This window comes from Corynebacterium pseudodiphtheriticum (assembly GCF_023509295.1).
Lineage (GTDB): Bacteria > Actinomycetota > Actinomycetes > Mycobacteriales > Mycobacteriaceae > Corynebacterium > Corynebacterium pseudodiphtheriticum.
In genome coordinates this window covers 737,929-762,660 of record NZ_CP091864.1, presented here as the reverse complement: position 1 = coordinate 762,660, position 24,732 = coordinate 737,929, and the positions used below count along the sequence as shown (strand labels likewise).

At 54.1% G+C, this 24,732-nt stretch carries 24 protein-coding genes; 19 read left to right on the top strand and 5 right to left on the bottom strand.

What is annotated here, in order from left to right; translation table 11 throughout:
- Window positions 1–341: 341 nt before the first annotated feature.
- The 10 genes from rpmB (at window position 342) to L9H78_RS03330 (ending at window position 6,411) form a co-directional block, all read left to right on the top strand.
- Complete coding sequence (gene rpmB / locus L9H78_RS03375) at window positions 342–578, top strand: 50S ribosomal protein L28 (protein WP_018121215.1); 237 nt, start codon at window positions 342–344, stop codon at window positions 576–578.
- A 2-nt stretch (window positions 579–580) separates the two neighbouring features.
- Window positions 581–745 carry a 50S ribosomal protein L33 gene (gene rpmG, locus L9H78_RS03370; RefSeq protein WP_018121214.1) on the top strand — a complete coding sequence of 55 codons (165 nt, stop codon included), beginning with the start codon at window positions 581–583 and terminating at the stop codon, window positions 743–745.
- Between the two features lie 2 nt (window positions 746–747).
- A complete protein-coding gene (rpsN, locus tag L9H78_RS03365; protein ID WP_018121213.1) occupies window positions 748–1,053 on the top strand; it encodes a 30S ribosomal protein S14 in 306 nt (101 codons plus the stop codon).
- 15 nt (window positions 1,054–1,068) lie between these two features.
- Window positions 1,069–1,323, top strand: coding sequence for a 30S ribosomal protein S18 (rpsR, locus tag L9H78_RS03360; RefSeq protein ID WP_021352148.1), 255 nt, complete (start codon window positions 1,069–1,071; stop codon window positions 1,321–1,323).
- A gap of 222 nt (window positions 1,324–1,545) precedes the next feature.
- Entirely contained in the window at window positions 1,546–2,214 is a 669-nt protein-coding gene (locus L9H78_RS03355) for a TetR/AcrR family transcriptional regulator (RefSeq protein ID WP_064833941.1), read from the top strand.
- Window positions 2,215–2,338: 124 nt separating this feature from the next.
- A complete protein-coding gene (locus L9H78_RS03350) occupies window positions 2,339–3,160 on the top strand; it encodes an electron transfer flavoprotein subunit beta/FixA family protein (RefSeq protein ID WP_249620492.1) in 822 nt (273 codons plus the stop codon).
- Window positions 3,161–3,168: 8 nt separating this feature from the next.
- The gene (locus tag L9H78_RS03345; RefSeq protein ID WP_249620491.1) at window positions 3,169–4,140 is read left to right on the top strand and encodes an electron transfer flavoprotein subunit alpha/FixB family protein; all 972 of its coding nucleotides are present in this window, start codon (window positions 3,169–3,171) and stop codon (window positions 4,138–4,140) included.
- A 3-nt stretch (window positions 4,141–4,143) separates the two neighbouring features.
- Window positions 4,144–5,544, top strand: coding sequence for a cytochrome b/b6 domain-containing protein (locus L9H78_RS03340; RefSeq protein WP_249620490.1), 1,401 nt, complete (start codon window positions 4,144–4,146; stop codon window positions 5,542–5,544).
- A 113-nt stretch (window positions 5,545–5,657) separates the two neighbouring features.
- The gene (locus L9H78_RS03335) at window positions 5,658–6,038 is read left to right on the top strand and encodes a serine aminopeptidase domain-containing protein (RefSeq protein WP_249620489.1); all 381 of its coding nucleotides are present in this window, start codon (window positions 5,658–5,660) and stop codon (window positions 6,036–6,038) included.
- A 76-nt stretch (window positions 6,039–6,114) separates the two neighbouring features.
- Entirely contained in the window at window positions 6,115–6,411 is a 297-nt protein-coding gene (locus tag L9H78_RS03330; RefSeq protein WP_249620488.1) for a hypothetical protein, read from the top strand.
- A 140-nt stretch (window positions 6,412–6,551) separates the two neighbouring features.
- On the opposite strand, the gene purH is transcribed toward L9H78_RS03330, so the two are convergent.
- The 3 genes from purH to L9H78_RS03315 form a co-directional block, all read right to left on the bottom strand.
- Window positions 6,552–8,216, bottom strand: coding sequence for a bifunctional phosphoribosylaminoimidazolecarboxamide formyltransferase/IMP cyclohydrolase (gene purH / locus L9H78_RS03325; protein WP_249620726.1), 1,665 nt, complete (start codon window positions 8,214–8,216; stop codon window positions 6,552–6,554).
- Between the two features lie 133 nt (window positions 8,217–8,349).
- Entirely contained in the window at window positions 8,350–8,934 is a 585-nt protein-coding gene (gene purN / locus L9H78_RS03320; protein ID WP_249620487.1) for a phosphoribosylglycinamide formyltransferase, read from the bottom strand.
- Window positions 8,935–8,945: 11 nt separating this feature from the next.
- Window positions 8,946–10,631: a cell division protein PerM gene (locus L9H78_RS03315; RefSeq protein ID WP_249620485.1), complete on the bottom strand. Its 1,686-nt coding sequence runs from the start codon at window positions 10,629–10,631 to the stop codon at window positions 8,946–8,948.
- A gap of 399 nt (window positions 10,632–11,030) precedes the next feature.
- Here L9H78_RS03315 and L9H78_RS03310 point away from each other — a divergent pair, with 399 nt between their 5' ends.
- Together L9H78_RS03310 and L9H78_RS03305 are read left to right on the top strand one after the other, a co-directional pair.
- On the top strand, window positions 11,031–11,789 hold the full coding sequence (locus L9H78_RS03310) for a M23 family metallopeptidase (RefSeq protein ID WP_064833950.1): 759 nt from the start codon (window positions 11,031–11,033) through the stop codon (window positions 11,787–11,789).
- A gap of 396 nt (window positions 11,790–12,185) precedes the next feature.
- Window positions 12,186–12,968, top strand: coding sequence for a M23 family metallopeptidase (locus L9H78_RS03305; protein ID WP_249620484.1), 783 nt, complete (start codon window positions 12,186–12,188; stop codon window positions 12,966–12,968).
- Window positions 12,969–12,973: 5 nt separating this feature from the next.
- Here L9H78_RS03305 and L9H78_RS03300 read toward each other — a convergent pair whose 3' ends face one another.
- Window positions 12,974–15,517 (bottom strand): UvrD-helicase domain-containing protein, encoded by a 2,544-nt coding sequence (locus L9H78_RS03300; protein WP_430622748.1) that lies wholly within the window; start codon window positions 15,515–15,517, stop codon window positions 12,974–12,976.
- 78 nt (window positions 15,518–15,595) lie between these two features.
- On the opposite strand from L9H78_RS03300, the gene L9H78_RS03295 reads away from it, so the two are divergent.
- From L9H78_RS03295 to pgi, 7 genes are all read left to right on the top strand, one after another.
- A complete protein-coding gene (locus L9H78_RS03295; protein ID WP_430622744.1) occupies window positions 15,596–15,907 on the top strand; it encodes a chorismate mutase in 312 nt (103 codons plus the stop codon).
- A 312-nt stretch (window positions 15,908–16,219) separates the two neighbouring features.
- A complete protein-coding gene (locus L9H78_RS03290) occupies window positions 16,220–16,765 on the top strand; it encodes an OsmC family protein (RefSeq protein ID WP_023019784.1) in 546 nt (181 codons plus the stop codon).
- An 80-nt stretch (window positions 16,766–16,845) separates the two neighbouring features.
- On the top strand, window positions 16,846–17,898 hold the full coding sequence (locus L9H78_RS03285; RefSeq protein ID WP_249620482.1) for an acyl-CoA dehydrogenase family protein: 1,053 nt from the start codon (window positions 16,846–16,848) through the stop codon (window positions 17,896–17,898).
- Between the two features lie 3 nt (window positions 17,899–17,901).
- Window positions 17,902–18,429 carry a flavin reductase family protein gene (locus L9H78_RS03280; protein WP_249618471.1) on the top strand — a complete coding sequence of 176 codons (528 nt, stop codon included), beginning with the start codon at window positions 17,902–17,904 and terminating at the stop codon, window positions 18,427–18,429.
- A gap of 344 nt (window positions 18,430–18,773) precedes the next feature.
- On the top strand, window positions 18,774–20,894 hold the full coding sequence (locus L9H78_RS03275; RefSeq protein WP_249620480.1) for an N-acetylmuramoyl-L-alanine amidase: 2,121 nt from the start codon (window positions 18,774–18,776) through the stop codon (window positions 20,892–20,894).
- 83 nt (window positions 20,895–20,977) lie between these two features.
- Complete coding sequence (locus L9H78_RS03270) at window positions 20,978–22,090, top strand: cation diffusion facilitator family transporter (protein WP_249620479.1); 1,113 nt, start codon at window positions 20,978–20,980, stop codon at window positions 22,088–22,090.
- On the top strand, window positions 22,087–23,757 hold the full coding sequence (gene pgi / locus L9H78_RS03265; RefSeq protein ID WP_249620478.1) for a glucose-6-phosphate isomerase: 1,671 nt from the start codon (window positions 22,087–22,089) through the stop codon (window positions 23,755–23,757). Before L9H78_RS03270 ends, pgi begins: the two co-directional genes overlap by 4 nt.
- Here the strand turns inward: pgi and L9H78_RS03260 are convergent.
- Window positions 23,754–24,650, bottom strand: a complete 897-nt coding sequence (locus tag L9H78_RS03260; protein WP_249620477.1) for a DNA-formamidopyrimidine glycosylase family protein — start codon at window positions 24,648–24,650, stop codon at window positions 23,754–23,756. The genes pgi and L9H78_RS03260 overlap by 4 nt on opposite strands.
- Window positions 24,651–24,732 lie beyond the last annotated feature (82 nt).

Here is a 24,732-nt window from a genome sequence, read left to right as displayed (position 1 = left end):
CGGGCCGCTGCTTACGGCGACGCTCCCACCGCATGACAGAGTTCAATCACGCCACACAGTGCAAAACACCAAAGATCGCACCCAGGTTGGGTTCGATTACGGACAACTCTCAACATCTTACAGCCACAAGCGAATTATAAAAAACCATCCACTACACTTGGCTTTTCCGCCTGCAAGGTGTAACGTTTTTGAGTGCTGTTGTCGAAATGTTCGCAAACGCCCCGTCAACTGGTCATATACAGCACCGTGGATTCTTGCCCTCACACCCTCACATTTCAAGGATCCAAATGCAGTGTTGTCGCAATCAGTCACGATGTGGGCGGCTAGGAGAAAGATTACCCATGTCGGCTATTTGCCAGGTAACGGGACGCAAGCCAGAATTTGGCAAGCAAGTCTCGCACTCGCACCGCCGCACGTCGCGTCGTTGGAACCCCAACGTGCAGCGTCGGCGTTACTTCCTGCCTTCTGAAGGCCGGACCATCACGTTGACCGTGTCCACCAAAGGAATCAAGATCATCGACCGCGATGGCATTGAGTCTGTAGTCGCGAAGATTCGCGCCCGGGGAGAGAAGGTATAACGATGGCCCGTAATGACATTCGTCCAATCACCAAGCTGAAGTCCACCGCGGGCACTGGCTACACTTACGTGACGCGTAAGAACAAGCGCAACAACCCGGATCGCATCAGCTTGAAGAAATACGATCCGATTGCCCGTAAGCACGTCGAATTCCGCGAGGAGCGATAGAAATGGCTAAAAAGTCAAAGATCGCCAAGAATGAGCAGCGCAAGGAAATCGTTGCCCGCTATGCGGAGCGTCGCGCTGAGCTCAAGGCAATCATCAAAGACCAAACCAAGTCCGAAGAAGAGCGCTTGGATGCCCAGTTCGAGTTGAACCGGCAACCACGCGACGCTTCGCCGGTGCGTGTTCGTAACCGTGACTCTCACGACGGTCGCCCTCGTGGCTACCTGCGTAAGTTCGGTTTGTCCCGTGTCCGTATGCGTCAGATGGCCCACAACGGTGAGCTTCCTGGCGTTCGTAAGTCCAGCTGGTAAAGGGAGGACACCACCATGGCTTCGAAGCGCAATAATCAAAAGAAGTTCCGTATGGAACAGTCCCGTCGCCCTAAGAAGAACCCTCTGAAGGCACGCGGCATCTCTCAGGTAGATTACAAGGACACTGAAACCTTGCGCCTGTTTATCTCGGATCGCCACAAGATCCGTTCCCGTCGCGTTACCGGCTTGACCCCACAGCAGCAGCGCCAGGTTGCTACTGCGATCAAGAACGCACGCGAGATGGCACTCCTGCCGTTCACTACCCGCTAAAGACGGGCTAGAACAAGGCAACAACAGCAGCCATCAGTTCTACTTCCCCGGTTTCACATCAACAAGGATGTGGAACCGGGGTTTTGCTATCTTAAATACCATAGGACGGTCTGACTCCATCTTTTGTGTAATCTTGAGGATTATTGCCCGGCAACGTTTTCAGAGCCTGAGAAATGCGCATGGTCAAGGAACAAGGTTGAGCACAACACAGGGAGGTTTCGAATGACAGGAACCGTCGGTCGTCCGCGCAAAAACCGGCCACGTAGACGCGGTGCAAACGCGCGCGAAGAAATCTTGGATGCTTCTGCGGAACTATTTACGACGCAGGGATTCGCGATGACCTCAACTCATCAAATCGCTGAAGCTGTCGGCATCCGCCAGGCTTCGTTGTATTATCACTTTCCATCAAAAGCTGAAATCTTCCTGAATTTACTGAATTCAACCATTGAGCCATCGTTGAAACTCGCGCAGTTCTTATCAACGTCTGATAACCCGGTGGAATTACGTATTTGGGCTTTAGTTGCTGCTGAATCCCGAATTTTGCTTTCGGGCCGTTGGAATGTTGGGCGCCTTTACCAATTGCCTGTCGCTAACTCTCCAGAATTTGCCGATTATCATCGGAGGAAAGCGCGGCTTGCCGAATACTTCCGTCAGTCCGCATCCGAGATCGTCGGCCAAGACCTCCGCGCAGACCTGCCCTTCCATCTAGCCCTTTCCGCAATCGAAATGCGCCCGAATGATGGCATCGCTCCACAGCCATTGCAAAGCGACAAACTACCGGAAGTTGCCATCATGCTCGCTGACGCTGCCCTTTCTGTGCTCGGAGCACCACTGCCCACTAATCGTGAACAACGCACCTTGGATCTTCTCGTGCCCAGTGAAGAAGCATAACGAGATTCCTGGGTCTGTTATGCCGACGCTAAATCCGAACCTGTCCGTTGGGCGGTTACGCGAGTAGGAATACTGGCATCTAAGCTTCTTATAGCACCAAAGAAAAGAGCTGAGAGGATAAATCGTGCGTATAGCCGTTCTTGTTAAGGAAGTTCCCGACACGAGCAAACGTCGAGAACTCGATTTAGAAACTGGACTAATCCGACGTCACGATGGCGCAGACAACGTCGAAATGGTTCTCGATGAAAGTAGTCAACGCGCGGTAGAAGCAGCGCTGCGGATTAGAGAATCAAACTCTGATCAGCTCGACGAGAGCATCACCATCGACGTTATATCGATGGCCCCCGAAGCCGCACTAGACTCAATTCGCCGGGCTCTTTCTATGGGTGCTGATGAAGCTGTCCTTGTTCATGACAAAACCTTAGTGGGTGCTGATTTAACAACGACCGCGGAGGTACTCGCCGCAGCCCTTCGGAAGCGAAAATACGACCTAATTATTTGTGGTAATGAATCAAGCGATGGCGCTTCCGGTGCTCTCCCCGCTATGATCGCCGAGCACCTGAAGCTAGCAGTACTCAGCCATTTGACATCGATTCAGCTTGCACAGTCTGCACCGGACGGTGGCCTCAGTATTAGCGCATCCCGCCGCACTGAGTCTGCAGTGCAATCCCTGGAAGTAGCATGCCCAGCTGTGGTTTCCGTCTCTGACGATTTCCCGGACCCACGCTTCCCTAATTTCAAAGGCATTATGGCCGGCAAGAAGAAACCTATTACTCAATTCAGTCTCGAAGATTTAAGCATCGACGCTGAGGATTTCTCGCATCCAAAGGCAATCATGACAGCTGTCGCCCCGAAACCGCCTAGGCAGCCGGGTAGCAAGGTTCACGACGACCGTGATGCTGCTGCGAAGATTCTTGAGTACCTCGAGAGCAACAAGCTTATTTAGGAGCCCCTATGACCTACCCGGAAAACAGCGTCCTCGTTGTCGGCCACGCATCTGCCAACGGAGATCTCCCCGATTCCATTACTGAATTGTGTGGTGCCGCCAGCCTTATCGGGACACCAGTGGTTCTGTTCATTTGTCCTTCGGAGATCAACGAGACAACTACCCAGGACCTGGCACAGGCTGGCGCAGAACACATAGCGGTCGCGGTACAGGATTATTCCGCACTTGGTTCTTCTATCGACGCCTTAGAAAAGGCATTTTCTGAGTTTTCACCAGTCGCGACCATATGTAGTGCCGATACTGAAGGCAGCGATCTAGCCGGACGAGCCGCAGTTCGTCTACAACGCGCTCTCCTTAGCGATGCGATCGGCATCGCTAAGGACGACGAGGGCATCATTGCCTACCACTCTGTGCTTGGCGGCAGTTTTCAAGTGACGTCTGCGGCAACATTTAAGTCACCAGTCATTACCCTCCGCCCAGGATGCGTTGAACACCGGGCCGCCCCTGGAGCAGGCAATATAATAAATCTCGAGGTAACCAACTCGACCCCAACTTCGACCATCAATGAATCAACTCCGATAGAACGCTCTGCCCACCGTCCTGCATTGCGTAGCGCAAAAACCGTGGTTGCTGGTGGTCGCGCTTTTGACTCAAAGGAGAGCTTCCAGATTGTAGAAGATCTTGCCGACGCATTCGGTGGTTCGGTGGGAGCTTCACGTGCTGCTGTTGATGCTGGCTGCGCTGATCGTGCGGCCCAGGTAGGCCAAGCTGGTGCCACTATCCAACCTGAGCTTTATTTCGCCTTAGGAATTTCCGGGGCCCCTCATCACATAACGGGTATGCAATCTTCCAAACACATCATTGCGGTCAATAACGATGAAGAAGCTCCGATCTTTGACATTGCCGACTTCGGTGTCGTGGGTGACGTCTACCAGGTTGTTCCTAAGCTCACGAGCTTGCTTGCGCAGCGAAAGGGGTAATGCATGAAGTCGCAACCAAATCTTCGTCGGGGTCTGCCGCGCGTCAGCGGTGGAGATCCATGGCCTCCACAAGACCAAAACAATGAGCAGCACCCCTCAAGTACGCGCTTACGCCAGGGACTTCCCCGGACGCCCGGTGGATCCCCTTGGCCCCCTGTCGACTCCGCTGCAGCGGCAGCCCCAACGCCACCGTCACAGCTAGGGAAAGAGCCAGAGCCTGCCGCCCAGCACGCAGCACCACCGAACGATAATAAGCTCACCCCAACAACCGGTATTACTGCAGCACAGCGCTTTCAACAGCGTAGGAAGAACAATAGACAACAGACTGCTGCACAGAATCAAAAGTCACCCCAGACCAATGCTGGGCAGGCGACAAGTGGGCAGTCTCAACCAAGCCCCCAGCAACCGCAAGAACAACAACCCTCTAAACCAGCTGCCACTCCTGCGCGACAAAACTCCCAGAAGGAATCTGTTTTTGCGCGTCAATATGGGGCCTTCAGTCTCCGACAATGGCTCGGAGGCGGCTTAGTTGGACTTGGCAGTATCTTTTTAGTGGCCGTGCTCATCGTCATGGTCACGCGCTGGTTCCTGAATACCGAAACCGGCGCAGACTTCATCGCGACCTACGACGGCCATCCAGAATTACCCGAAAACAGCCCAGAAGGAATCCCCACGTGGTTGGCGTGGCAGCATTTCTTGAATTTTTTCTTCATGGCGTTAATCATTAAGACTGGTTTTGCGATTCGGTACGAACGCAAAGCACCGGCATATTGGGCTCCGAAGAAAAACCCTGGACAGAAAATCAGTCTGACTATCTGGACTCACCTGATTCTGGATCTGTTATGGGTTATCAACGGTGGAATCTTTTTTATCTTGTTATTTGCAACCGGCCAATGGGTACGCATCGTGCCCACCAGCCTAGATATCTTCCCGCATGCAGTATCCGCTGGCCTACAATATGCGTCTTTAGACTGGCCAACCGAAAATGGCTGGGTACATTACAACGGTCTGCAATTGCTCATGTATTTCTTCACCGTTTTCATCGTGGCTCCGGCCGCGATAGCCACCGGGCTACGGATGTCTCATCTGTGGCCTAGTAATCCTGTGCTGGCCAAGATCTACCCGGTCAGTATCGCACGCAAAATGCACATCCCCATCGCGCTATATTTCTTAGTTTTCACCGTGATTCACGTGCTCATGGTCTTCGCGACCGGTGCACTGCGTAATCTCAACCACATGTGGGCCGCACAAGGCGACCCAGACCCTACAGCGTATGCAGGCAACTGGACCGGCTTTATATTCTTTGTCATCGGACTAGGGGTCACGGCTGCCACGGTGGTTTTTGCTCGTCCGATGGTACTGGCTCCATTCGCACGACTTTTCGGCAAGGTTACAGCCCGTTAGGGGAATCATTATGTCCAGCTCGCAAGCACGGAAAACGCAAGCGCCTACAGCGCCGACCGGTTGCGACAGGTGATGGCGACAAACCATTAGTCATCATCTGGCCTGGTTTTGGCATGGGTGCACGGTATTTCGATCCTATGGGGCGCGAATTGGCCCGCCGCGGATATCTTGTTGCTAGCCGTGAATTACGCGGGCAAGGTAGCTCAACAGCAAAAGCCACGCGCAAGCACACCTGGGGGTATCACCATTTGGCATCTCAGGGTTTTCCGCTCACGATCAAAGCCGTGAAGAAAGACCTCGGACTAGCTAATAACTACCCTACAGTGTTTCTCTGCCACTCTTTAGGAGGACAGATTGCCCCCTTGTTTTTCACTCGTAAAGAAGCCATAGAGCTCAACGTACAAGGATTCCTGGCAGTCGGAACTGGAAGCCCGTACTACCCGGGATATTCGGGGCTGGTTCGACAAATTACGCATCGGTACCATTATCATTAAAGCGATCGTCACCATTTTCGGCTATCAACCGGCCGGAAAGCTGGACCTGACCGGATATGGTCGCCAGGCAAAACACGTGATGCTGGAATGGATCAGGTTTTCACGCTCTAACCAACAGCGTGGTTTACTCGGTGAGGATCGTGACTATGACGATGCTAAAAACGGAGTAACGATCCCAGTGTTACTCACGCGTTTCCACACTGACCAAGATTGCACGCGCAAAGCAGCTGAGCATCTCGCGGCCGGTTTGCCCAACGCCGAAGTAACTATCGAGGAATATCCAGAGCGGCTCGGCCATAACAGGTGGGCACGTGAGCCGCAGATAATCGCGGAGCGCTTGGAAAAGTTTGTTGGCACGTTGTCTTTGCCGTAAAAACATCAGGGAATAACCACTTGCGCCATTCCCCACAACCGGTGGTGTCCGGCTGCACCTTGCAAACTGCCAATTACACCCCCGGTAGGCGAGCCCGTTCATAAGCTAGGAACGGGCTCGCCATCGAAGACACAGCCGCTTTAGTGGGAGAAGTGGCGGGTTCCGGTGAAGTACAGTGCTACGCCTGCCTTTTCTGCAGCTGCGAGTACTTCTTCGTCGCGGATCGAGCCGCCTGGAGACACCACGGCTTTTACTCCTGCATCCAACAAAACTTCTAAGCCATCAGCAAACGGGAAGAATGCGTCCGAGGCAGCAACCGAACCATTGGCACGCTGTTCATCGTCGCCAAGAGTGTTGGCGCGTTCAACAGCCAAACGTGCCGAATCTACTCGGTTAACCTGTCCCATACCCACACCGACAGTAGCGGATTCACGGGAAAGCACAATCGCATTCGATTTCACCGAGCGTACAGCGCGCCATGCAAATTCTAGATCCGCTAGTACTTCATCATCGACTGCTGCACCAGCAACCAACTTCCAGTTTTCTGCTTGATCGCCATCCGCCTGATAACGGTCAGGTTCTTGGAACAATACACCACCGGAAATCACCTTGGAATCCCAAGATCCAGCATTGTCCGCAGACAGTTGCTGCTCCCCTGAAGCATCTGATGCTGTTTGCTGGGAATCATCCACCAACGAAGCATCTTCAACCTGCAAGATACGGATATTCTTCTTCCCCTGCAGTACCTCGACAGCTCCGTCTTCGTATCCCGGAGCCAGGATTACCTCTGTGAATACCTCAGCAACCTGGTGCGCCATCTCGACACTGACCGGACGGTTGGTGGCAATTACACCGCCAAAAGCGGAAACTGGATCACAAGCATGAGCTTTACTGTGTGCCTGTGCAATCGATTCGTCAGATACAGCAATTCCACATGGGTTGGCGTGTTTGATAATCGCTACACAGGCACGCTGGTGATCGTGCGCGGCGCGCCAAGCAGCTTCGGCATCCTGATAATTGTTGAAGCTCATTTCTTTACCATGCAGCTGTTTTGCATTGGCAACACCTCCGGCGCCTGGGATGCGCTCCAAATAAGCAGCCTGGTGTGGGTTCTCGCCATAGCGCAACTGTGTAGTTGGAACATCTTGGGCCAGTTCAGACTCTGATTTTTCTTCAGCTTCAGCAACCAGCTCGGCAAGCATCCATGACGACACCGCCAAATCGTATTTCGACGTATGCGTAAATGCCTCCAACGCGAGCTGACGGCGTTCTTCCAAGCTAAATCCAGCACCAGCGGCAGCTCGTTGCACCACGTCGTAATTAGCGGGATCGACGACTACGGCAACTGAATCATGGTTTTTCGCTGCAGCACGCACCATCGCTGGGCCACCGATATCAATCTTCTCAATGCATTCCTGCACATTTGCGCCCGAAGCCACAGTTTCTTCAAATGGGTACAGGTTGACAACCACCAGGTCGAATGGAGCAATATCAAGCTCATTTAGCTGGTCGCGATGTTTTTGCTTCGTGCGATCCGCCAAAATTCCACCATGCACGCGCGGGTGCAAGGTTTTCACACGGCCGTCAAAGCACTCCGGAAATTCAGTCACATTCTCTACCGGGGTAACCTCGACACCAGCATCAGCAATCACTTTGGCAGTCGAACCCGTCGATACAATCTCTACCCCAGCTTTAGCAAGACCACGTGCTAAATCTTCCAAACCTGTTTTGTCATAAACGCTGATTAATGCGCGAGTGATCTTCGTCTGCTGTGTTCCAGAACCTTGGGTGTTTTCTACGGTCATAGTAGTACCTGCATCCTTAACGGTTGTGATGTGATGAGCTGTGAAGTGCTGGCCATAATCCAGATTAGCCATCGTTTGGTGTTTGCCTAGGGGTGTATGGCACTTCCCCGGCAGAGACTGCGGAGCCCCTTAGCTAATTATGGTGAAAAACTACTTTCTTGGAATCTTGCTCGACTTCGGCCGACTGCAAGAGAGCGACCAATAGTTCTCGCTCAACTTTTTTAATCCGCTCATGTAATTCATCTTCTCGTTCTCCAAGCTGAATGTCTATCGCGCGTTGAGCGATGATAGGGCCGGTATCTACGCCCTCGTCTACATAATGCACTGTAGAGCCGGTAACTTTCACCCCATAGTCCAGAGCATCGCGCACTGCATGTGCGCCAGGAAATGACGGCAAAAGAGCCGGATGCGTATTAATGAGCCGACCTCGAAATTTCTGGACGAAGCTCGGCCCCAGGATTTTCATGAAGCCAGCAGAAACAATCAGGTCCGGCGTACCCACGGATTTAGCTAGCTGCTCGTCCCAGTGGGAGCGCTCGTGCTGCATCGGCACAACAGCAGTTTCCACCCCGGCGGCCCGTGCACGATCTAAAGCCGGGCATTCGCGGTCAGAAACGACAAGTACAACAGCATAATTTTCATCTTGGTTATCAAGGAGAGCTTGTAATAGCGTCCCGCTCCCCGAAACCAAGGCAGTCAGTCGCAGTGGTGTATTCACATCTCACTAGACTACTCGGTACGTTCACTGTCGTCATGTCTACGCTCTTGCTCATTGCCAATTTCTCTGCCATTTTTTCTGTCATTTTCATCCTGAGCATCCGCGCTACCTTTAGACGTTTCCACAAAATCTTCTTCTTCGACCTGCTCCTCTGTATCAGCTTGTTCAGATGCATCAGCTTGTTCAGATTCAGCAGCCACGTCGGATGCCGCATCGGTTTCTTGTGAGTCTTCAGTTTCGTGGCTCTCAAGCTCCGAAGCCTGCCCCTCCGGTTTCTGCACTTCGGGTTTCTGCCCCTCCGCTTCCTGCGGTTCCGGGGAGCTTAGCTCCTGTTCTTCTCCGTCCACAGCCGACTCATCAACGACGGCAGATTTCGCGTTGTACCTCCGCGCAAACACCAACTGCATGAGTGTGACTGCCAAAGCAATGCCACCAACCCAAATCAGTGCCAAACTGGCAGTCCACAGTACCGGTAAGCCCGTATTGCTATAAGCGCCAACCTGGCCTCCAGAAAGATAGGCGGCAACCGCTGTCAAGACCCAAGCTGTAAAACCCGCGCTTAGCGTCATCACAGGGCTGGGGCGCATCCGCAGCATCACCACAATGATCACAGCGACAGGTATAAACAAGCCAATCCATGCCCAGCTTGCCGACGTAGGTGCCACCATTCCCATGACTGGCAGTGGTGGCAACGGCACCAGGTGCGTTTCAAACAAAGAAACACTTCCTGCACCAAACTGATATTCCGATCCCAGCAAAACTCCACCGACGCCAACAATAATGTTTGGGATATACGCCAAGGAGAGCATGATCAGCGCCAGCTTCCCGCTACCACTAGCTTGTGGATACGCTGCCATAATTTCGGCCTGCCGCTCCCAGCCGACGACGAGGAAAATAACTGCAACGATTACCGCTGCGAGGCACAGCCACAACAACGTTTTTGTACCAATGACGACGCCTTCGAGGATTGATCGTGGAATGCCGTAACGTCGTGCCAGTGCCCGCCAAGCTTTCGGTCCGAGCCCGAAGACAAACGCAAATAGATGCACTATTGCTACTGAGAACATCACAGAACCAATTGGAGGAACGGTAACTGGATAGACAGTTTGGGCATCGGCGAGCATCAATAAGGCAACCACTGTGAACAACAGCGGCGTTACCAGGCTCCACACAAAGATCATCAGCAAATCAATAATGCTGAAACGCTTGCGGACACTTACGCGAACCTGCCGAGCACTGAGCGCAAACGTAATAAGCGCCGGCAACAGCGGAACGGATGCTAGGACAACGCCGTCTCCTGCCACTGGCGCAGCGTGAAACACTAACCAAGCAGTTGCGGTAATTGTTGGCAATAGCGCGATTGACTGCGAGGTGCTCAGCAAAGCACCAACTGCAATAGCAACAATCGACAAAATAACCACAAGGTGCGGGATAGCTAAAGTTAAGCCGACCTTGCGGATCCGCTGCCCCATCGTTAGTTGGGCTGCAGCAGGCGCTCTCTTAGCCTGCTGCCGCGCCTGACTCGATGTTTTATCGGCGCTTTTGTTGACGCTAACGCGCTGTCCCCGCGTCATACCTCGCGCAGAAGCCACTCTGCCACGTCGGGCATTAGCGGGAAGGGAAACGTTCGGCGCTGTGCGCGGGCGACGTTGCGGGCGGCGCGCAGCACGGGAATGCGGGCTCGAATTGCTATTCATCGCTTACTACTTTGCCATGAGCCGCAACCAACGCCATTGCGGCACGTCGCTACTGTCGGATGTAAAGGCACAACGGCACGGCACAATGGCACGCCGATATTCGAATAAATACTGCAGCAAATTGCGGTGAGGCGAGTTTTCACAAGCAACTCAATCGCCCACAACAACCACACTGACCTCAAATTTTGTGAGTCATTACACCCATGTAAGGGCTAGACTGACCAAAGCCTGAAATTTTTCCGGAATAGAGTTGATCGATTGCGCCTGAGACATTATTGTTACATTCGTTAGATAACAGACAGGTTACAATTCAACGTCTCGTTTACTGGCCAGCATGTTGCCCTGCAAACGACACACCGAATTACTTGAGAATTGCTGCAACAGGAACGGAAACCATTGATGCAAAGTTCTTCCACTCGATCCCGTGGGGGCCGCCACCGCAAGGTCAACGCGTCACAGACCGCTAAGGGACGCATCGCCCTGGTAACGGTGGCAGCGGGAACCGTGTCCTCCGCAGGCATCGGCGGTGCTACAGCCGCTCAACTCAATGCCGCCGAGGTGACGGAACAAGAATCAGCCGTCAACACCAACACCACGGATGTCGATTACACCCTGGCTAATGACGCCGACGCGCTGTTACCTTCCTCGGCTGTAGCTCCACAAATCCTGGAAATCAACGAATTCCGCCCTGTATCAAACCTGGCTGAACAGTTAGACAAGGCAGTTGCTCACTCCACGGAACGCATCGCCGCTGACCTGAGCTCTCGCCTGCCTAGCATCGTCAAGCCAGCAGAAGGCGTATTCACCTCAGGCTTCGGCCCCCGGTGGGGGTCATTCCATAACGGCATCGACATCGCAAACGTCAACGGCACCCCCATCCTGGCAATCATGGACGGTATCGTTCTAGACTCCGGCCCTGCTTCCGGTTACGGCAATTGGATCCGGATCCAGCATGAAGACGGCACCATCTCGCTGTACGGCCACATGGACACCCTGGACGTTACAGTCGGGCAACAGGTGCACGCTGGTCAACGGATCGCGGGCATGGGAAACCAAGGCTTTTCCACCGGAACTCACCTACACTTCGAAGTCCACCCAGGCGGTGGCGGACCAGTTGACCCAGCCGCTTGGCTGGCAGAACGTGGCATTTCTGTCTAAACCCAAATCATCCAGGAACCACTGCCGCTTTTATAACTTCATCTCCCGCTTACACCCAGCTTGCCTGTTTTTATTTCCGCAAGGGTGTAAGCGGTTTTTCATTATCGCCATCATCCCCACACCCAAAACACCCCCGTACGCCACCCCCGAAACCTAACCACTCAAGCAACAATTACACCACCATTCACATTAGCAACACGCCCTGTGAGCTGGCAGCTTAAATATTTTCGAACAAATCTACCCATTAACCTGCGCTTATGACATTGCCATCACAAATAAATAACGGTAGCTTTAACGATGTTCTGAAATCGTCGATTGCGGGCGCAAACACCACACGTTTCACCGCATCCGGCGTTTTTAGCCCTTGTAAGACTGCACGATTAGACAGGACCTTGTATGAAGCCTTCTCACCGCTTTCGACGGCTCACTGTAGGGATGAGTGCCGCCGGCCTCGCGGTCGCTGTGAGCACCACTGGACTCAGCCCAGTCGCTCACGCAAAACCGGCCTTGACTGCGACTGTCAATCCTGAAAGTTCACAAGCCCCCGCCATCAACGGTTATGACTTAGACGCACTAGTACGCATTGCAGAAGGTCTGGCAGGGACAGTAGAACAGCTCAACAAGAACGGCGGTACTCCGTCTATTCAATCCAGCAGCGATGCTTTTGAAATCATCATCGACCCGCTAACATCCCCAGACGCGAACCCGACTGAAGCTGCTGCGAAACTTACTCCTTCCGCCACCTACATGACAGCGGACAAAGGAAGCACTGCCGACGGTCGCACCGTGGTATTTCCGACCGAGGGCATATTCACCTCACCATACGGCATGCGCTGGGGACGGATGCACCAAGGCATCGATATCGGGAACGGAATTGGCACCCCCATTTACTCGGTCATGGACGGCACCGTTATCAGCGCAGGCCCAGCGCAAGGCTATGGCAAGTGGGTGCGCGTACAACACGCTAACGGAGAAATTTCCGTCTACGGTCACGTTCATTCCTATAGCGTCAGCGTCGGAGACAAAGTCAAAGCCGGCGACCAAATCGCCACCATGGGTAACGAAGGTCATTCCACCGGCCCTCACTTACATTTCGAAATCCGCCCCGATGGCGCTACTCCGGTCGATCCAGTGCCATGGTTTGCCAACCAGGGCATCACGGTGCGTGGTGCTAAGTAACTCCCTTAAAGTTTCTCCATTGGCGGGGCACCCACCAACATCAAGCGAATAGTGCCCGAAGAACCGAAATCGATCGTTACAGTGGCTCGCGCTCCCTGGCCGTCCGCAGCAATCACGGTACCCAGTCCATATTTAGCGTGATTGACTTTGTCGCCGACGGCCAGGTCCAGTTTTGCACCCCCGGTCTTCTTTTCGGGTATGGCGGATTGGTTCCGTTGCGAAGGGGAAGACGCAGCAGATCCACGCATCCGGCGGGAACGACGGGCCCCATGGGAAATATCTGACCACGCATCATCGTTTCCACCGCTAAAGCCTGCAGTACCGTATCCACCACCCCACCCGGAGCCAAAGCCAGGGCTAGGTTCCTCACGTTTCCACGTGATAACTTCCGACGGAATTTCTGCCAAAAAACGACTCGCGGGGTTTTCAACAGGTCGGCCCCAAGCAGACCGCATCATTGCGCGCGTTAAATACAATTTCTTACGAGCCCGTGTGATACCGACATATGCCAGGCGGCGTTCCTCAGACAATTCATGCGGATCCCCAAGCGCACGCAGATGTGGGAACTGCCCGTCCTCCCAGCCACTGACAAACACTACTGGAAATTCCAGCCCTTTAGCGGTGTGTAGTGTCATGAGCGTGACCACACCATGTTCGTGGTCCGGTATTTGATCAGCATCTGCCACCAGCGATACCTTCTCCAAAAAGGCTGCAAGGGAACCCGCTGGTGCTTCGCCCTCGATAGCAACTACATCAATCTCGCTATCTTCTAGTCCTGCCGCGTTGACTGCATCAGAAGAAAACTCACGCGCTACCGAAACTAATTCGTTGAGGTTATCGAGCCGGGTGCCATCCTGTGGATCATTAGACGCTTCTAATTCGGCTTTGTAGCCGGTGATATCCAAGATCCGGCCGATCAACTCCCCCAATTGCGGCTGTCCAGTAACCTCGTTGCTCAGCGACGGAATTTCTTCACGCACAGTGGCCATCATCTCCACAAACCCTCGCAGCGAATTACGTGCGCGGGCACTCAACCCTGAGATTTCGCCGGCAGCTGCCGCCTGCACGGCTTTACCGAAGCTAATATTGTAGTTTTCCGCATGCAAAGCAACCTGGCCTTGGGCTTTTTCACCAATACCACGCTTGGGAGTATTGATAATGCGACGCAAGCTAACGGTATCGTCAGGGTTTTCAAGTACACGAAGGTAAGCCACGACATCGCGGATTTCTTTGCGCTCATAGAATTTGGTTCCCCCCACGACTTTGTATGGAATCCCCGAGCGAACAAAGATATCTTCTAACGCACGTGAAGCATTATTCGTCCGGTACATCACGGAAATATCGTTGTAGCTGTAGCCTTGATCGCTTAATTCATCAATCTCTGCAGCAATAAACCGTGCCTCGTCGTGCTCATTATCTGCGACGTAACCGATGATATTGTCGCCCGCACCTTGATCAGTCCACAGCTTTTTCTCGCGACGCCCCGCATTATTGGTTATCACCGCGTTGGCTGCAGTCAGGATATTTTGCGTAGAACGGTAGTTTTGTTCCAGCAAAATTGCTCTCGCCTGCGGGTAGTCCCGTTCAAATTCTTCGATGTTTCGGATGGTGGCACCACGGAAAGCGTAAATGGATTGATCCGAGTCGCCGACTACGCACAACTCGGGTGCGCTGATTTGTTCTGGCCCCGGCCGGGCACCGTTTCCCTTGCCGACGAGAGCTGCCACCAGCGCATACTGTGCGTGGTTGGTGTCCTGATATTCGTCAATAAGCACGTGCCGGAAACGCCTGCGATAGTATTCGGCTACTTGCTCGTGTTGCTGGAAAATCCGTACGACTTCTGCGATCAAATCATCAAAATCTACCGCGTTAGCTGCACGAAGGCGTCGTTGATACTCGGCATAAACTTCTGCGACGGTCGTCTCAAAAGGGTTTTTCGTTGTTGCTGCCGCCGCGGCGGCCTCAGCAGGGTCTTGCAACTCGTTTTTGAGGTTCGAGATCGCATTTGCCAAAACCCGCCCAGTGAATTTTTTCAGATCCAGGTTCATTTCCTTGGCGATCATAGAGAGCAACCGGCGAGCATCATCACCGTCATAGATACTGAAATTCGTGTTCAAGCCGTCGACAAGCTGGGCATGTTGGCGCAAAATCCGCACGCATGTTGAGTGAAAAGTTGCGACCCACATACGGTCTGCAACTGGCCCAACGAGGTTGCCAACACGCTCACGCATCTCCCGGGCGGCTTTGTTCGTGAACGTAATAGCCAGAATCTGGTGCGGCCCCACGCCTCGCTGCTGCATAAGGTAAGCAATACGCCGGGTCAACACCGCGGTTTTTCCAGAACCAGCACCAGCAACAATCAGCAGAGGACTCCCAGAATGCTCAACTGCTTCGCGTTGTTGCGCATTAAGCCCAGAGACCAATTGCTCACCCGGCTGCTGGCTCGGCTGTAGCGGTGAGCCAGAAAACCAAGGCTCGGGGTTGTGTGCAGGTGAGTTCTGGGACTCTCTGTCATGTGGGCGAGGCTGAAACGGCGATGAATTCATAATGCTTCCAAACTACTATTTCGCAAAGTTTTTCACCGTCTAGTGCGAAGTTGTAACTACGACCACAGTAGAATGAAACACATGGATATGGATGCTGTGGCTACAAACTTCTCCGTGCGCACACCTACCGGGACGGACGATCCTCTCTCCGACAAGGAAATTGCGGCTTACCGGGAAGAAATCGACAAGATGAATGACATTATCTTGTCCGCGATAAAACGACGCACGGAAGTTTCGCAAGCGATTGGCAAAACCCGAATGAGTTCCGGGGGCACCCGCCTGGTACATACACGCGAAGTGGCAATCATCAATTACTTTCGCGACGAATTGGGCAATGAAGGCGCCGATATCGCCAATGCTCTGCTGCGCTTGGGGCGCGGCCACCTGGGCTAGACCGCCCGAGAATTGCCTAAGATCCGCCACCGAAAACAGACCAAGCGGTACATCACACGTATTTCACAGACATTAGCACGCCGTGGAAACCGCAACTTAAACTATTTTTATTCACCTATCGAGCATTCATTTTCTGACACAAATCCAACACCATCACCCCACCTAAAACCCCAATTCCGCCAGCCTTGCGACGGACCACACCAAAAGCATAGACAGCTTAGTCTAAAAATTGCAGACCAAGAGTGCTACTCTGACGCTAGTTCACAGGTGATCAACAGAAATGCTTATCACCACCCAACAAGGAGGTTTCTCATGTCTGATCTCACCCCAAACCACAAGGCCGGCGAGCCGCTGGCGCCTATCGATGGAGAGTCCCTCCAGGCGATGGCCAATAAAAACACCGAAAACCCAGAAGGTGGCAAAAAGGTCATCCGCACCCACACTGAAGCAGATGGTCAGTTCCGCAACTACACCCAGGTACGCGATCTGAAACCAACCTTGGTTTCCGAGCCGCCCAAACTGCTCGGCGATGATTCCGCACCAAACCCAACCGAAATTGCGCAGGCAGGTCTAGCAGCTTGCATCTCCGTAGGTATCCAGGCGGTTGCAACCCACCGTGGGATCACATTGACCAAGATCAACATCGACATCGAGTCTGACATCGATATCTCCCCAACTTGGGGCGTTTCCCCTCGCGAAGACGCCCGCCCGGGTGTCTCTGACGTACGCGTGAAGGTAGACGTCGACGGCGATGCCGACCGTGAAACCATCGAAAAAGTGGTTGCCGATGCTATTCAGTGGTCACCAGTGGTGAACACCTACACCCGGCCAGCCAAGCTAACTCACGAGCTCGTATAGGCCGCACACCAGCCCGCTCCCACTAATGCGATTGGAGCTTAGGATCACTAAGCTCCAATCCCGCAATGAAGGCGACTTTCATGACTACTGCAAACAGCATTGAACTAGCTCCTTTAGAGCTTGACGAGAAGATCCGCGCAACGCTGCGGGAAAACGCACCCGCCGTCGACAAGGGGGAGAAGCCAGCGCGCTACGGTCTAGAGCTATTGGCTCAACATGGTCTGCTCAACATCGACAAACTGGTGTCCGCCGTCCGTCTGGTCCGTGGATTAGCACGCGAGGATCTTTCTGTCGCATTTAGCACCTGGGCAGACCTTATGGTCTTGACCTACCTGAAAGCCGCTGACAGCCAGCACCCACAGCTAATCGAAGCCATCCAAAACGGCACCCGACCGGGCGTCACGGGCATGGCTTCCGTATTTAAGTTCGCTGCCGGTGCAGGGGATCTCGATTTGCAGGCCCAGGCTGTCGACGGCGGGTATCGCGTATCCGGCAAATTGAAGTGGGCTTCAAACTTGGCAGAGGATTCCGTCATCGTGTCTGGTGCCCACTCCGATCAGGGCGGGCAGCTTTTATTCGTTGTTGACGGCAATGCCGGCGGTCTCACGCTTGGCACCCCATTCGGGTTGCTGGGTTTGAATGCCACCGCGTCTGCATGGGTGGAATTTAATGAAGTCTTCGTCCCAGAAGAAAATATTTTAACCACCAACTTCAAAGAATATCTGCCGAAGGTGCGCCCAACATTTCTACTGCTACAAACTTCGGAATGCTTAGGCGTGGCAGAATCTGCAATCGCTGCAGCTAGTGGCAAGACTGTCGGAATCAATGAGGTATTCGCCGATGACGTCGCGAAGACCTACGAGAAGATCACCGAATTGATTAACACCCAAGAGTCCCTGGCGGAAAAATCTGCTAACGGACAACAAGTGGCATTCTCCGACCTATTGCGTCTACGGTTGGGGGCGGCAGAGGCTGCTGTAGAGGCCGCCAATCTAGAGATTCGAGTAGCTGGTGGCGCAGGATATGCACAGTCATCGCCAGCCTCACGCCGTTATCGTGAGGCCACGTTCATTCCTGTGCAGTCGCCTTCCGAAGGCCAGCTGAAATGGCAATTGGCACGCGAGGACAACTAAGCAGTGACAGATTCGAACAATTCGACCACTGGTTTCAGTCTGAAAGACAAGTTGCGTGGCGCATCGGGCGCCTTCCCGAAAGGCACCACGGTGGTAACCACGTTGCATGAGGGAGCAGATGCGGGGATGACGGTTTCCGCTTTTTCTTCGCTGTCCCTAGACCCGCCGCTGGTCATGCTATCGGTGGGCAATCATTCTTCCTCTCTGCCAAAACTCAAAGTAGGCAACCCTGTTGCAATTTCCGTTCTGGCACAAGGTCAAGCACCGCTGGCCCAACAATTTGCGAGAAAAGGAATCGACCGCTTCGCTGGGGTGAAAACCCACCGGACTGCACTCGATGTTCCAGTAATTTCTGGCGCTGCATCCTGGTTTTCGGGCACGATTCAGTCCAAGACCCCCGCTGGGGACCACACCATCGTGATCGTAACCGTGGAAGAATGCGATTCCGACGCATCGGTAGCCCCGCTGCTCTACCAAGGCGGAGAGTTCCACTGCTGGCCAGACGCCGGCTGGCGCCCGTCTTCAATTTAACAAGCCTGAGAAACCTACCAACCCAAGATTCTCAGGTCCACACAACCCGCGAACACCTTACGGTGTTTGCGGGTTTTTCGTATTTCCAGACTCCGCTTGGATTCTAGAAGGGTCGTTGCAACGACCCCTCTGAACTCAAACCGGTCTTTCTAACCCGTAGGCCTCAACTTGGGCTAGCAGTCGCATAAACCAGGTTGCCCCAATGTTTTGGGATCTTTTCGGGCGTGTCGAAACATCGTTAACACCCGTAACACTTGTAACTTCAGTTGCATGAACTAAATTGCATTAACCTTACTGCACCTGGAAATGCATAAACCCTCGTTTATAGATACAAGGAGTCCATCATGAAGATGCGTAGACGCTTATCTCCTTCCCGCCCCCGCTGGCTCACGCCAACGATCGCACTAACCAGTACCTCCGCCCTCGTAGCGGCTGCTGCATTCGGCGGCAACCACGTGCTGAATACACAAAGCGCAGGTGAACAACCAGTCGAAGCCACCCTGAAAACCGCAAGCTTTTCCAGTGGCACCACAACCGTCGTCGACGATCCCGCGATTGCTACCCAAGGAGCTCACGACCACGGTCACGGTCATGGTCACCAGCATGACAGCCCTGCAGAAGGCGAATCACGCGCCGTGCAAGAATTTACGCAAGAAGAAGAATTTGATTCCTTTGCGCTGACCTGGAAAGGCAACCGTGACGTTCTCGCATTCTTCCGCGCACAAGCAGCCGATGGCTCTTGGGGCCCATGGCTAGAAACCCACCCGCTTCCCAACCCCGATGAGGCCACGCAACAAGGCACCGAGTTGATCTATGTTGCTCCAACCCACAAGGTGCAGGTTTCTCTGGCTGGAGTGGACCTTTATGGTGCCGAAGTCCACGATAACCACAGTGTCCATGACGGTCATGCTGACCATGATGACCACAGTGATCACGGTGATCACAGTGTCCATGATGATCATGCTGACTCCGACGATCATGCCCCAGAGCTAGCACCACAGATCACGACCCCCAAAGCTGGCTTAGAAACCTCCGAAGGCATAATCCAACCAGTAACTGATTCTGTAGACCTCACGCACACTGATAACGCTGTCGGTGTCGCACCATTACCAAAAGCTGAAGAGCTCAACGCCGTTTTCGTCAATGGCCAAGAAGGTGCAACCCCGGCCGGTATTCAGCCGACCGCAAACCTTGCCGTTGGCCTGCCCAGTGTGGTCACCCGTCAGGCATGGGGCGCCAACGAATCTTTCCGCGGCAACTGTGGGCCAACCGGCATGGATTACAAAGCCATGACGCTGCACCACACCGCAGGGGTTAACAATTACACCAGAGAATCCGCTGCGGCACAGGTCCGTGGCGCATACCAGTACCACACACAATCTTTGGGCTGGTGCGATATCGGCTACCACGCACTCGTCGACAAGTTCGGCACCATCTATGAAGGCCGCCGCGATGGCTTGAACGCCGGTGTACTCGGCGCCCATGCAGGTGGGTACAACACCGGAACCTTTGGGATCGCAATGATTGGCAACCACCAAATCGCGCCGGTTCCACAGCCGACAATCGACTCCGTCGGCCAAATCGCTGGCTGGCGCGCAGCACAATCTGGCTTCGACCCGTCCGGTACCGTATCGCTGACCTCCGAAGGTAGCCAATACGCTCGCTACCCTGCTGGCGACACCCGGACGTTCAACCGTTTCCACGGCCACCGCGATGTCGACAACACCGAGTGTCCCGGCGATGAAGCTGTCAAACAGTGGGCGTCGATCCGCGCCGCAACCAACCAGGCCTATAGCCGAGTTTCCAGCATGATCGCGGGAAATCCAGGTGGCACACCGAGCCAGCCGGGCAACCAACCGCAAAGCACACCTCCGCAACGTCCGTCGTCGCCAAATGGCAATGGTGGCCAGGATCTCGCTCAGCTCGCTGCCACTGCAATTGGTGTGATCGCCCCAATCGTTATGACTTTGCTGAAAAACTCTCAAACCAGCAGCCTGCCCGGTGATGCAAATAACCTGGCACAACTCCAAGTACTGCCTGGGCTCAATCTCGGTGATATTCCCGGTCTGGTCGGGCGCGTAGTGAAGTTGAGCGGCGATTCCAACATTGAGCAGACATGGGCACGCATTAACGCCCTATTGGGGCCCGTCTTGGGTACACCGATCACTGGCATTGGCACTGCTGGTGCAAACACCGGTTTAGGCGCAGACGTTGACTTCGCTGTCTTCGACAACGGCGTGATCGTCGATTCCGAAGAAACCGGAACCCAAGCACTTTGGGGAGAAATCGCACGCGCCTGGGCAAACGGTGCGGTCAACACGCTGGGCTTGCCGACGAGCACTCCGGAAAACTATGACGGCACCACCCCAATCCGTGTGAAATTCCAGCACGGATCCATCACCTATGACCCAAATACTGGCCAGATTGATATCGCAGAAGAATCTGCTGATTCGCACAACCACTAGTCCGCACCGGTTCATGATGACTCGCCCCAACTCGCGCAGTTAATTCACGAACTAGCTGCAACCAGGAAGGAGCAGTTTTGCATATGTGTACACATTCCCCAGAAACTGCGCACGCAAGTCAATCTTGTCCGCAACGCCAGGGCCAACACGGACCAGGCCACTGTCATCATGGCGCGGCAACGGGTGTACGCCTCGTAGCCGTCATTGTCTTAACCACCGTAATTTTGGTTGCGGAGATCGTCGGCGCGTTCTGGTCGGGATCGCTAGCTTTGCTTGCCGACGCTGGACACATGGCCACTGATTCCGTCGGCTTGGTCATGGCAGGTCTCGCAATGTGGTGGGGCCAGCGCAAAGCTACCCAACTGGCAACCTATGGGTTTGCGCGTGCCGAGGTTATAGCCTCTGCACTCAACGCTTTACTAGTGATGGCTATTGCAGTGTGGATCATGGTCACCGCGCTCCGACGGATTCACTATCCCGCTGAACTTTCCGCCGAAGTCATGATGGTCGTCGCTACCATCGGCCTACTAGCCAACCTGCTAGCAATGCTATTGCTGCACAAGCCATCGCAGAATTCGCTGAATATCAAAGGCGCTTACCTGCACATCATCTCAGATATGCTCAGTTCCGTCGGAGTCATTTTTGCGTCCGGGGTGGTCTGGGCAACTGGTTGGAACGGTGCGGATGTTGCGGTGTCCGTGCTCATCCTGGCAGTCTTGTTGCCCCGTTGCTGGCACTTGTTAAAGCAATCTCTCTCGGTACTGATGCAGCATGCCCCGGCCGGATTAGACTATGTGGCAATCCAGCGCGAGATCCTTCGCATTCCTGGCGTACAGCAGGTTTATGACCTACATCTGTGGTCTTTGACTGGATCGGATGCGGTGGCCACGGTGCACGTCGTCGCCACCCGGCAGCACGAGATAGTTCTGCGCCACGTCGAAAACGTTTTGCGCACCAAGTACGGAATTGCACGCACCACCGTGCAAGTCGAGACTGCTTCCCCCGCCACGGAACACTGCTCAGCCGCCCAGCCGCCCAAAGCGACCAGCACCGCCGACCGTGCCGCGGCGCACCATCCGCACACCACCGAGCATCAGGGTTGGCAGCTATGGGATAAAACTGCTGTCTCGTGTACTCGAAATTGGCGGGCACCTGTCGTGCGTACGAGCACAAGTCGGTATCATTTAACTTCGTGAGTTCTTTTGCATCGATAACCACCACCCCGGAATGGCAGCGTCTCAAAGCTCTGGCCGACGAGCAGGATTTCCATCTTCGCTCGTTGTTCCAGTCGGATCCTGATCGTGCCCGGCGGTGGTCTTTTTCTGCCGGCGAGTTGCACCTCGACCTGTCAAAAAACTGGATCGATGACAACATTCATAACCACTTGTTGGCTCTCGCCGAGCGCGCCGGTCTGCGCGAAGCCCGGGAGAAGTTTTTCTCCGGTGCACACATCAACAACACCGAAGATCGCGCTGTCTTACACACCGCGCTCCGGGCACCTGGGTCTTTTCTCTCACAGGGCACAGAAGATTTACTCGTAGACGGCCAGAACATCACCCAGGATGTCCACGCCGAACTGGAAAAAATGGAGCGCTTTGCCACTTCCCTGCGGGACGGCACCCGCACCGGGTTTACGGGCAAACAAATCCGGACCATTGTGAACATCGGCATCGGTGGTTCAGATCTCGGCCCAGCCTTTGCCGCACTAGCACTCCAGGAATACAACACCGCAGGAATTCACGCAGAATATGTTTCCAACGTGGATCCAGCGGACATGAACGACACCTTGGGCGTGGTAGATCCAGAAACCACCTTGTTTATCGTCAGTTCAAAATCGTTCGGTACCCAAGAAACACTGTCTAATGCCACGGCTGCTCGGCGTTGGCTCGTCGACAAACTCGGCAGCGCGGATGCGGTGGCACAGCATTTCGTGGCGGTATCTACTAATGCGGATAAAGTCCGCGAATTCGGTATCGACCCGGACAATATGTTTGTTTTCTGGGATTGGGTCGGTGGCCGTTATTCAGTAACCTCCGCGATCGGGTTATCGCTGATGCTGTGCATTGGGCCGGAAGACTTCCGCCGGTTCCTGGATGGTTTTCATGCCATCGATGACTATTTCTACCGCACAGACTTAAGCGATAACGTCGTCGTGCTCATGGGGTTGTTGGGCGTGTGGTACACGAATTTCCACGGAGCAGCCAGCCACGCAATTTTGCCTTATTCGCAGCACCTGCGCCGTTTCCCCGCTTACTTACAGCAACTGACCATGGAATCTAACGGCAAATCCGTGCGCCGTAACGGCACAGGCGTGGACTATACCACCGGCGAAATCTACTGGGGCCAGGCGGGAACCAACGGCCAGCATGCGTTCTTCCAGTTGCTGCACCAGGGCAAGCATCTCATTCCAGCCGATTTCATTGGCTTCGCCCGCCCGCATAATGATTTAGCAGCTATCGACGGTGAAGGTTCTTTACACGATTTGTTGATGAGTAATTTCTTCGCGCAATCAAAAGTCATGGCCTTTGGTCGGACCGCGCAAGAAGTTGCTGCCGAAGGCGTCGCGGAAGAATTAGTGCCCCATCTGGTGATGCCTGGTAACCGCCCCACTACCACGATTCTGGCGCCGAAGTTAACCCCGGAGGTACTGGGCAGCCTGATCGCGTTGTACGAACACATCACCTTTGTGCAAGGCGTGATATGGGACGTGAACTCCTTCGACCAATGGGGAGTTGAGCTCGGAAAAACCCAGGCTGACGAGCTATTGCCTGCAGTTTCCGGCGCGGAAGAAATCGATTCCGGCGACAGTTCGACGGACCACTTGCTGCATTGGTATCGGAAACAGCATCAAAACAACAGCTAATCCAGCAACCGTTGGCACTGTGGGCACCACCAGATTATGCGCTCGAGTTCACCGGCGATTCCACCGCTCTGTTTCTGATCCGGTCCGCCGAGTGAATCTGACACGATCAAGCTGCGGCAGCGTCGGCATGGCTGCTTATTGCGCCCAAACACATAGGTTGTCTCCCCGGCGCGTTTAATTCCGGTGGTCACCCGTACCGGTTCGTGCCTATTCGCCCACATGATCCGCCGCGCAATCTCCAAAATTTCGGCAACCCGCTCGTAGCCGAGCTTGCCGACGCGACTTGCTGGGTGAACACCAGCTAGAAAACAAATTTCTGCTCGATACTCATTGCCAATACCAACCAGGTTGGTTTGGTCCAGGAGCGCAGTTCCGATGGGGCGATGCGGTTGTTGCATAATTCGGCGTAGCGCCTCTGCGCTACCAGTCTCTCTGGCCTCCCGGCCTTCGTTATACTGCTCCCCTACATCGCTGTCTACATCGCTGTCTTCCCAATCATCACTTAAAATATCTGGCCCTAAATCTGCGATGAATCGTTGATAATCAGCAACCGGCAACACGCGCACTAAGCCAAGCTGATGGCCCACGATTTCGATGTCGCGCGGTTGATGCGCAAATCGCAGTACGACCCGCGCGGTGTAGCCAGGCTTGCGCCATTTGTCCCCAACCAGGTGCATCGCCCAGCTGCCTTCCATTTTCAGGTGCGTAGCCAGAACATGCTCCTCAAAAAGCATGAATAAGTATTTTCCATAAGGCCAGATTTTTGTGCAGCGTGCACCAGAGAAATCGTGGGTTGCATAGCGCGGGGTGCGCAGAGAAGTATGCGTGACTGTCTTGCCCACAAGAAATTGCAAGCGCTGGGAGAGCTGCAAGACGGAATCGCCTTCTGGCATATCGAGACTGCCTCCGTTTCAGAGAATTTTCGGTTTCGTTTGTTCCACCAGGACAACAGCCGCCGCACTACATTGTGCAGCG

Bases quoted from the DNA above. Each gene is read 5' to 3' on its own strand.
- rpmB (WP_018121215.1), top strand. From the start codon at position 342: ATGTCGGCTATTTGCCAGGTAACGGGACGCAAGCCAGAATTTGGCAAG.
- rpmG (WP_018121214.1), top strand. From the start codon at position 581: ATGGCCCGTAATGACATTCGTCCAATCACCAAGCTGAAGTCCACCGCG.
- rpsN (WP_018121213.1), top strand. From the start codon at position 748: ATGGCTAAAAAGTCAAAGATCGCCAAGAATGAGCAGCGCAAGGAAATC.
- rpsR (WP_021352148.1), top strand. From the start codon at position 1,069: ATGGCTTCGAAGCGCAATAATCAAAAGAAGTTCCGTATGGAACAGTCC.
- L9H78_RS03355 (WP_064833941.1), top strand. From the start codon at position 1,546: ATGACAGGAACCGTCGGTCGTCCGCGCAAAAACCGGCCACGTAGACGC.
- L9H78_RS03345 (WP_249620491.1), top strand. From the start codon at position 3,169: ATGACCTACCCGGAAAACAGCGTCCTCGTTGTCGGCCACGCATCTGCC.
- L9H78_RS03340 (WP_249620490.1), top strand. From the start codon at position 4,144: ATGAAGTCGCAACCAAATCTTCGTCGGGGTCTGCCGCGCGTCAGCGGT.
- L9H78_RS03335 (WP_249620489.1), top strand. From the start codon at position 5,658: ATGGGTGCACGGTATTTCGATCCTATGGGGCGCGAATTGGCCCGCCGC.
- purH (WP_249620726.1), bottom strand. From the start codon at position 8,216: ATGACCGTAGAAAACACCCAAGGTTCTGGAACACAGCAGACGAAGATC.
- L9H78_RS03315 (WP_249620485.1), bottom strand. From the start codon at position 10,631: ATGAATAGCAATTCGAGCCCGCATTCCCGTGCTGCGCGCCGCCCGCAA.
- L9H78_RS03310 (WP_064833950.1), top strand. From the start codon at position 11,031: ATGCAAAGTTCTTCCACTCGATCCCGTGGGGGCCGCCACCGCAAGGTC.
- L9H78_RS03305 (WP_249620484.1), top strand. From the start codon at position 12,186: ATGAAGCCTTCTCACCGCTTTCGACGGCTCACTGTAGGGATGAGTGCC.
- L9H78_RS03295 (WP_430622744.1), top strand. From the start codon at position 15,596: ATGGATATGGATGCTGTGGCTACAAACTTCTCCGTGCGCACACCTACC.
- L9H78_RS03290 (WP_023019784.1), top strand. From the start codon at position 16,220: ATGTCTGATCTCACCCCAAACCACAAGGCCGGCGAGCCGCTGGCGCCT.
- L9H78_RS03285 (WP_249620482.1), top strand. From the start codon at position 16,846: ATGACTACTGCAAACAGCATTGAACTAGCTCCTTTAGAGCTTGACGAG.
- L9H78_RS03275 (WP_249620480.1), top strand. From the start codon at position 18,774: ATGAAGATGCGTAGACGCTTATCTCCTTCCCGCCCCCGCTGGCTCACG.
- L9H78_RS03270 (WP_249620479.1), top strand. From the start codon at position 20,978: ATGTGTACACATTCCCCAGAAACTGCGCACGCAAGTCAATCTTGTCCG.
- L9H78_RS03260 (WP_249620477.1), bottom strand. From the start codon at position 24,650: ATGCCAGAAGGCGATTCCGTCTTGCAGCTCTCCCAGCGCTTGCAATTT.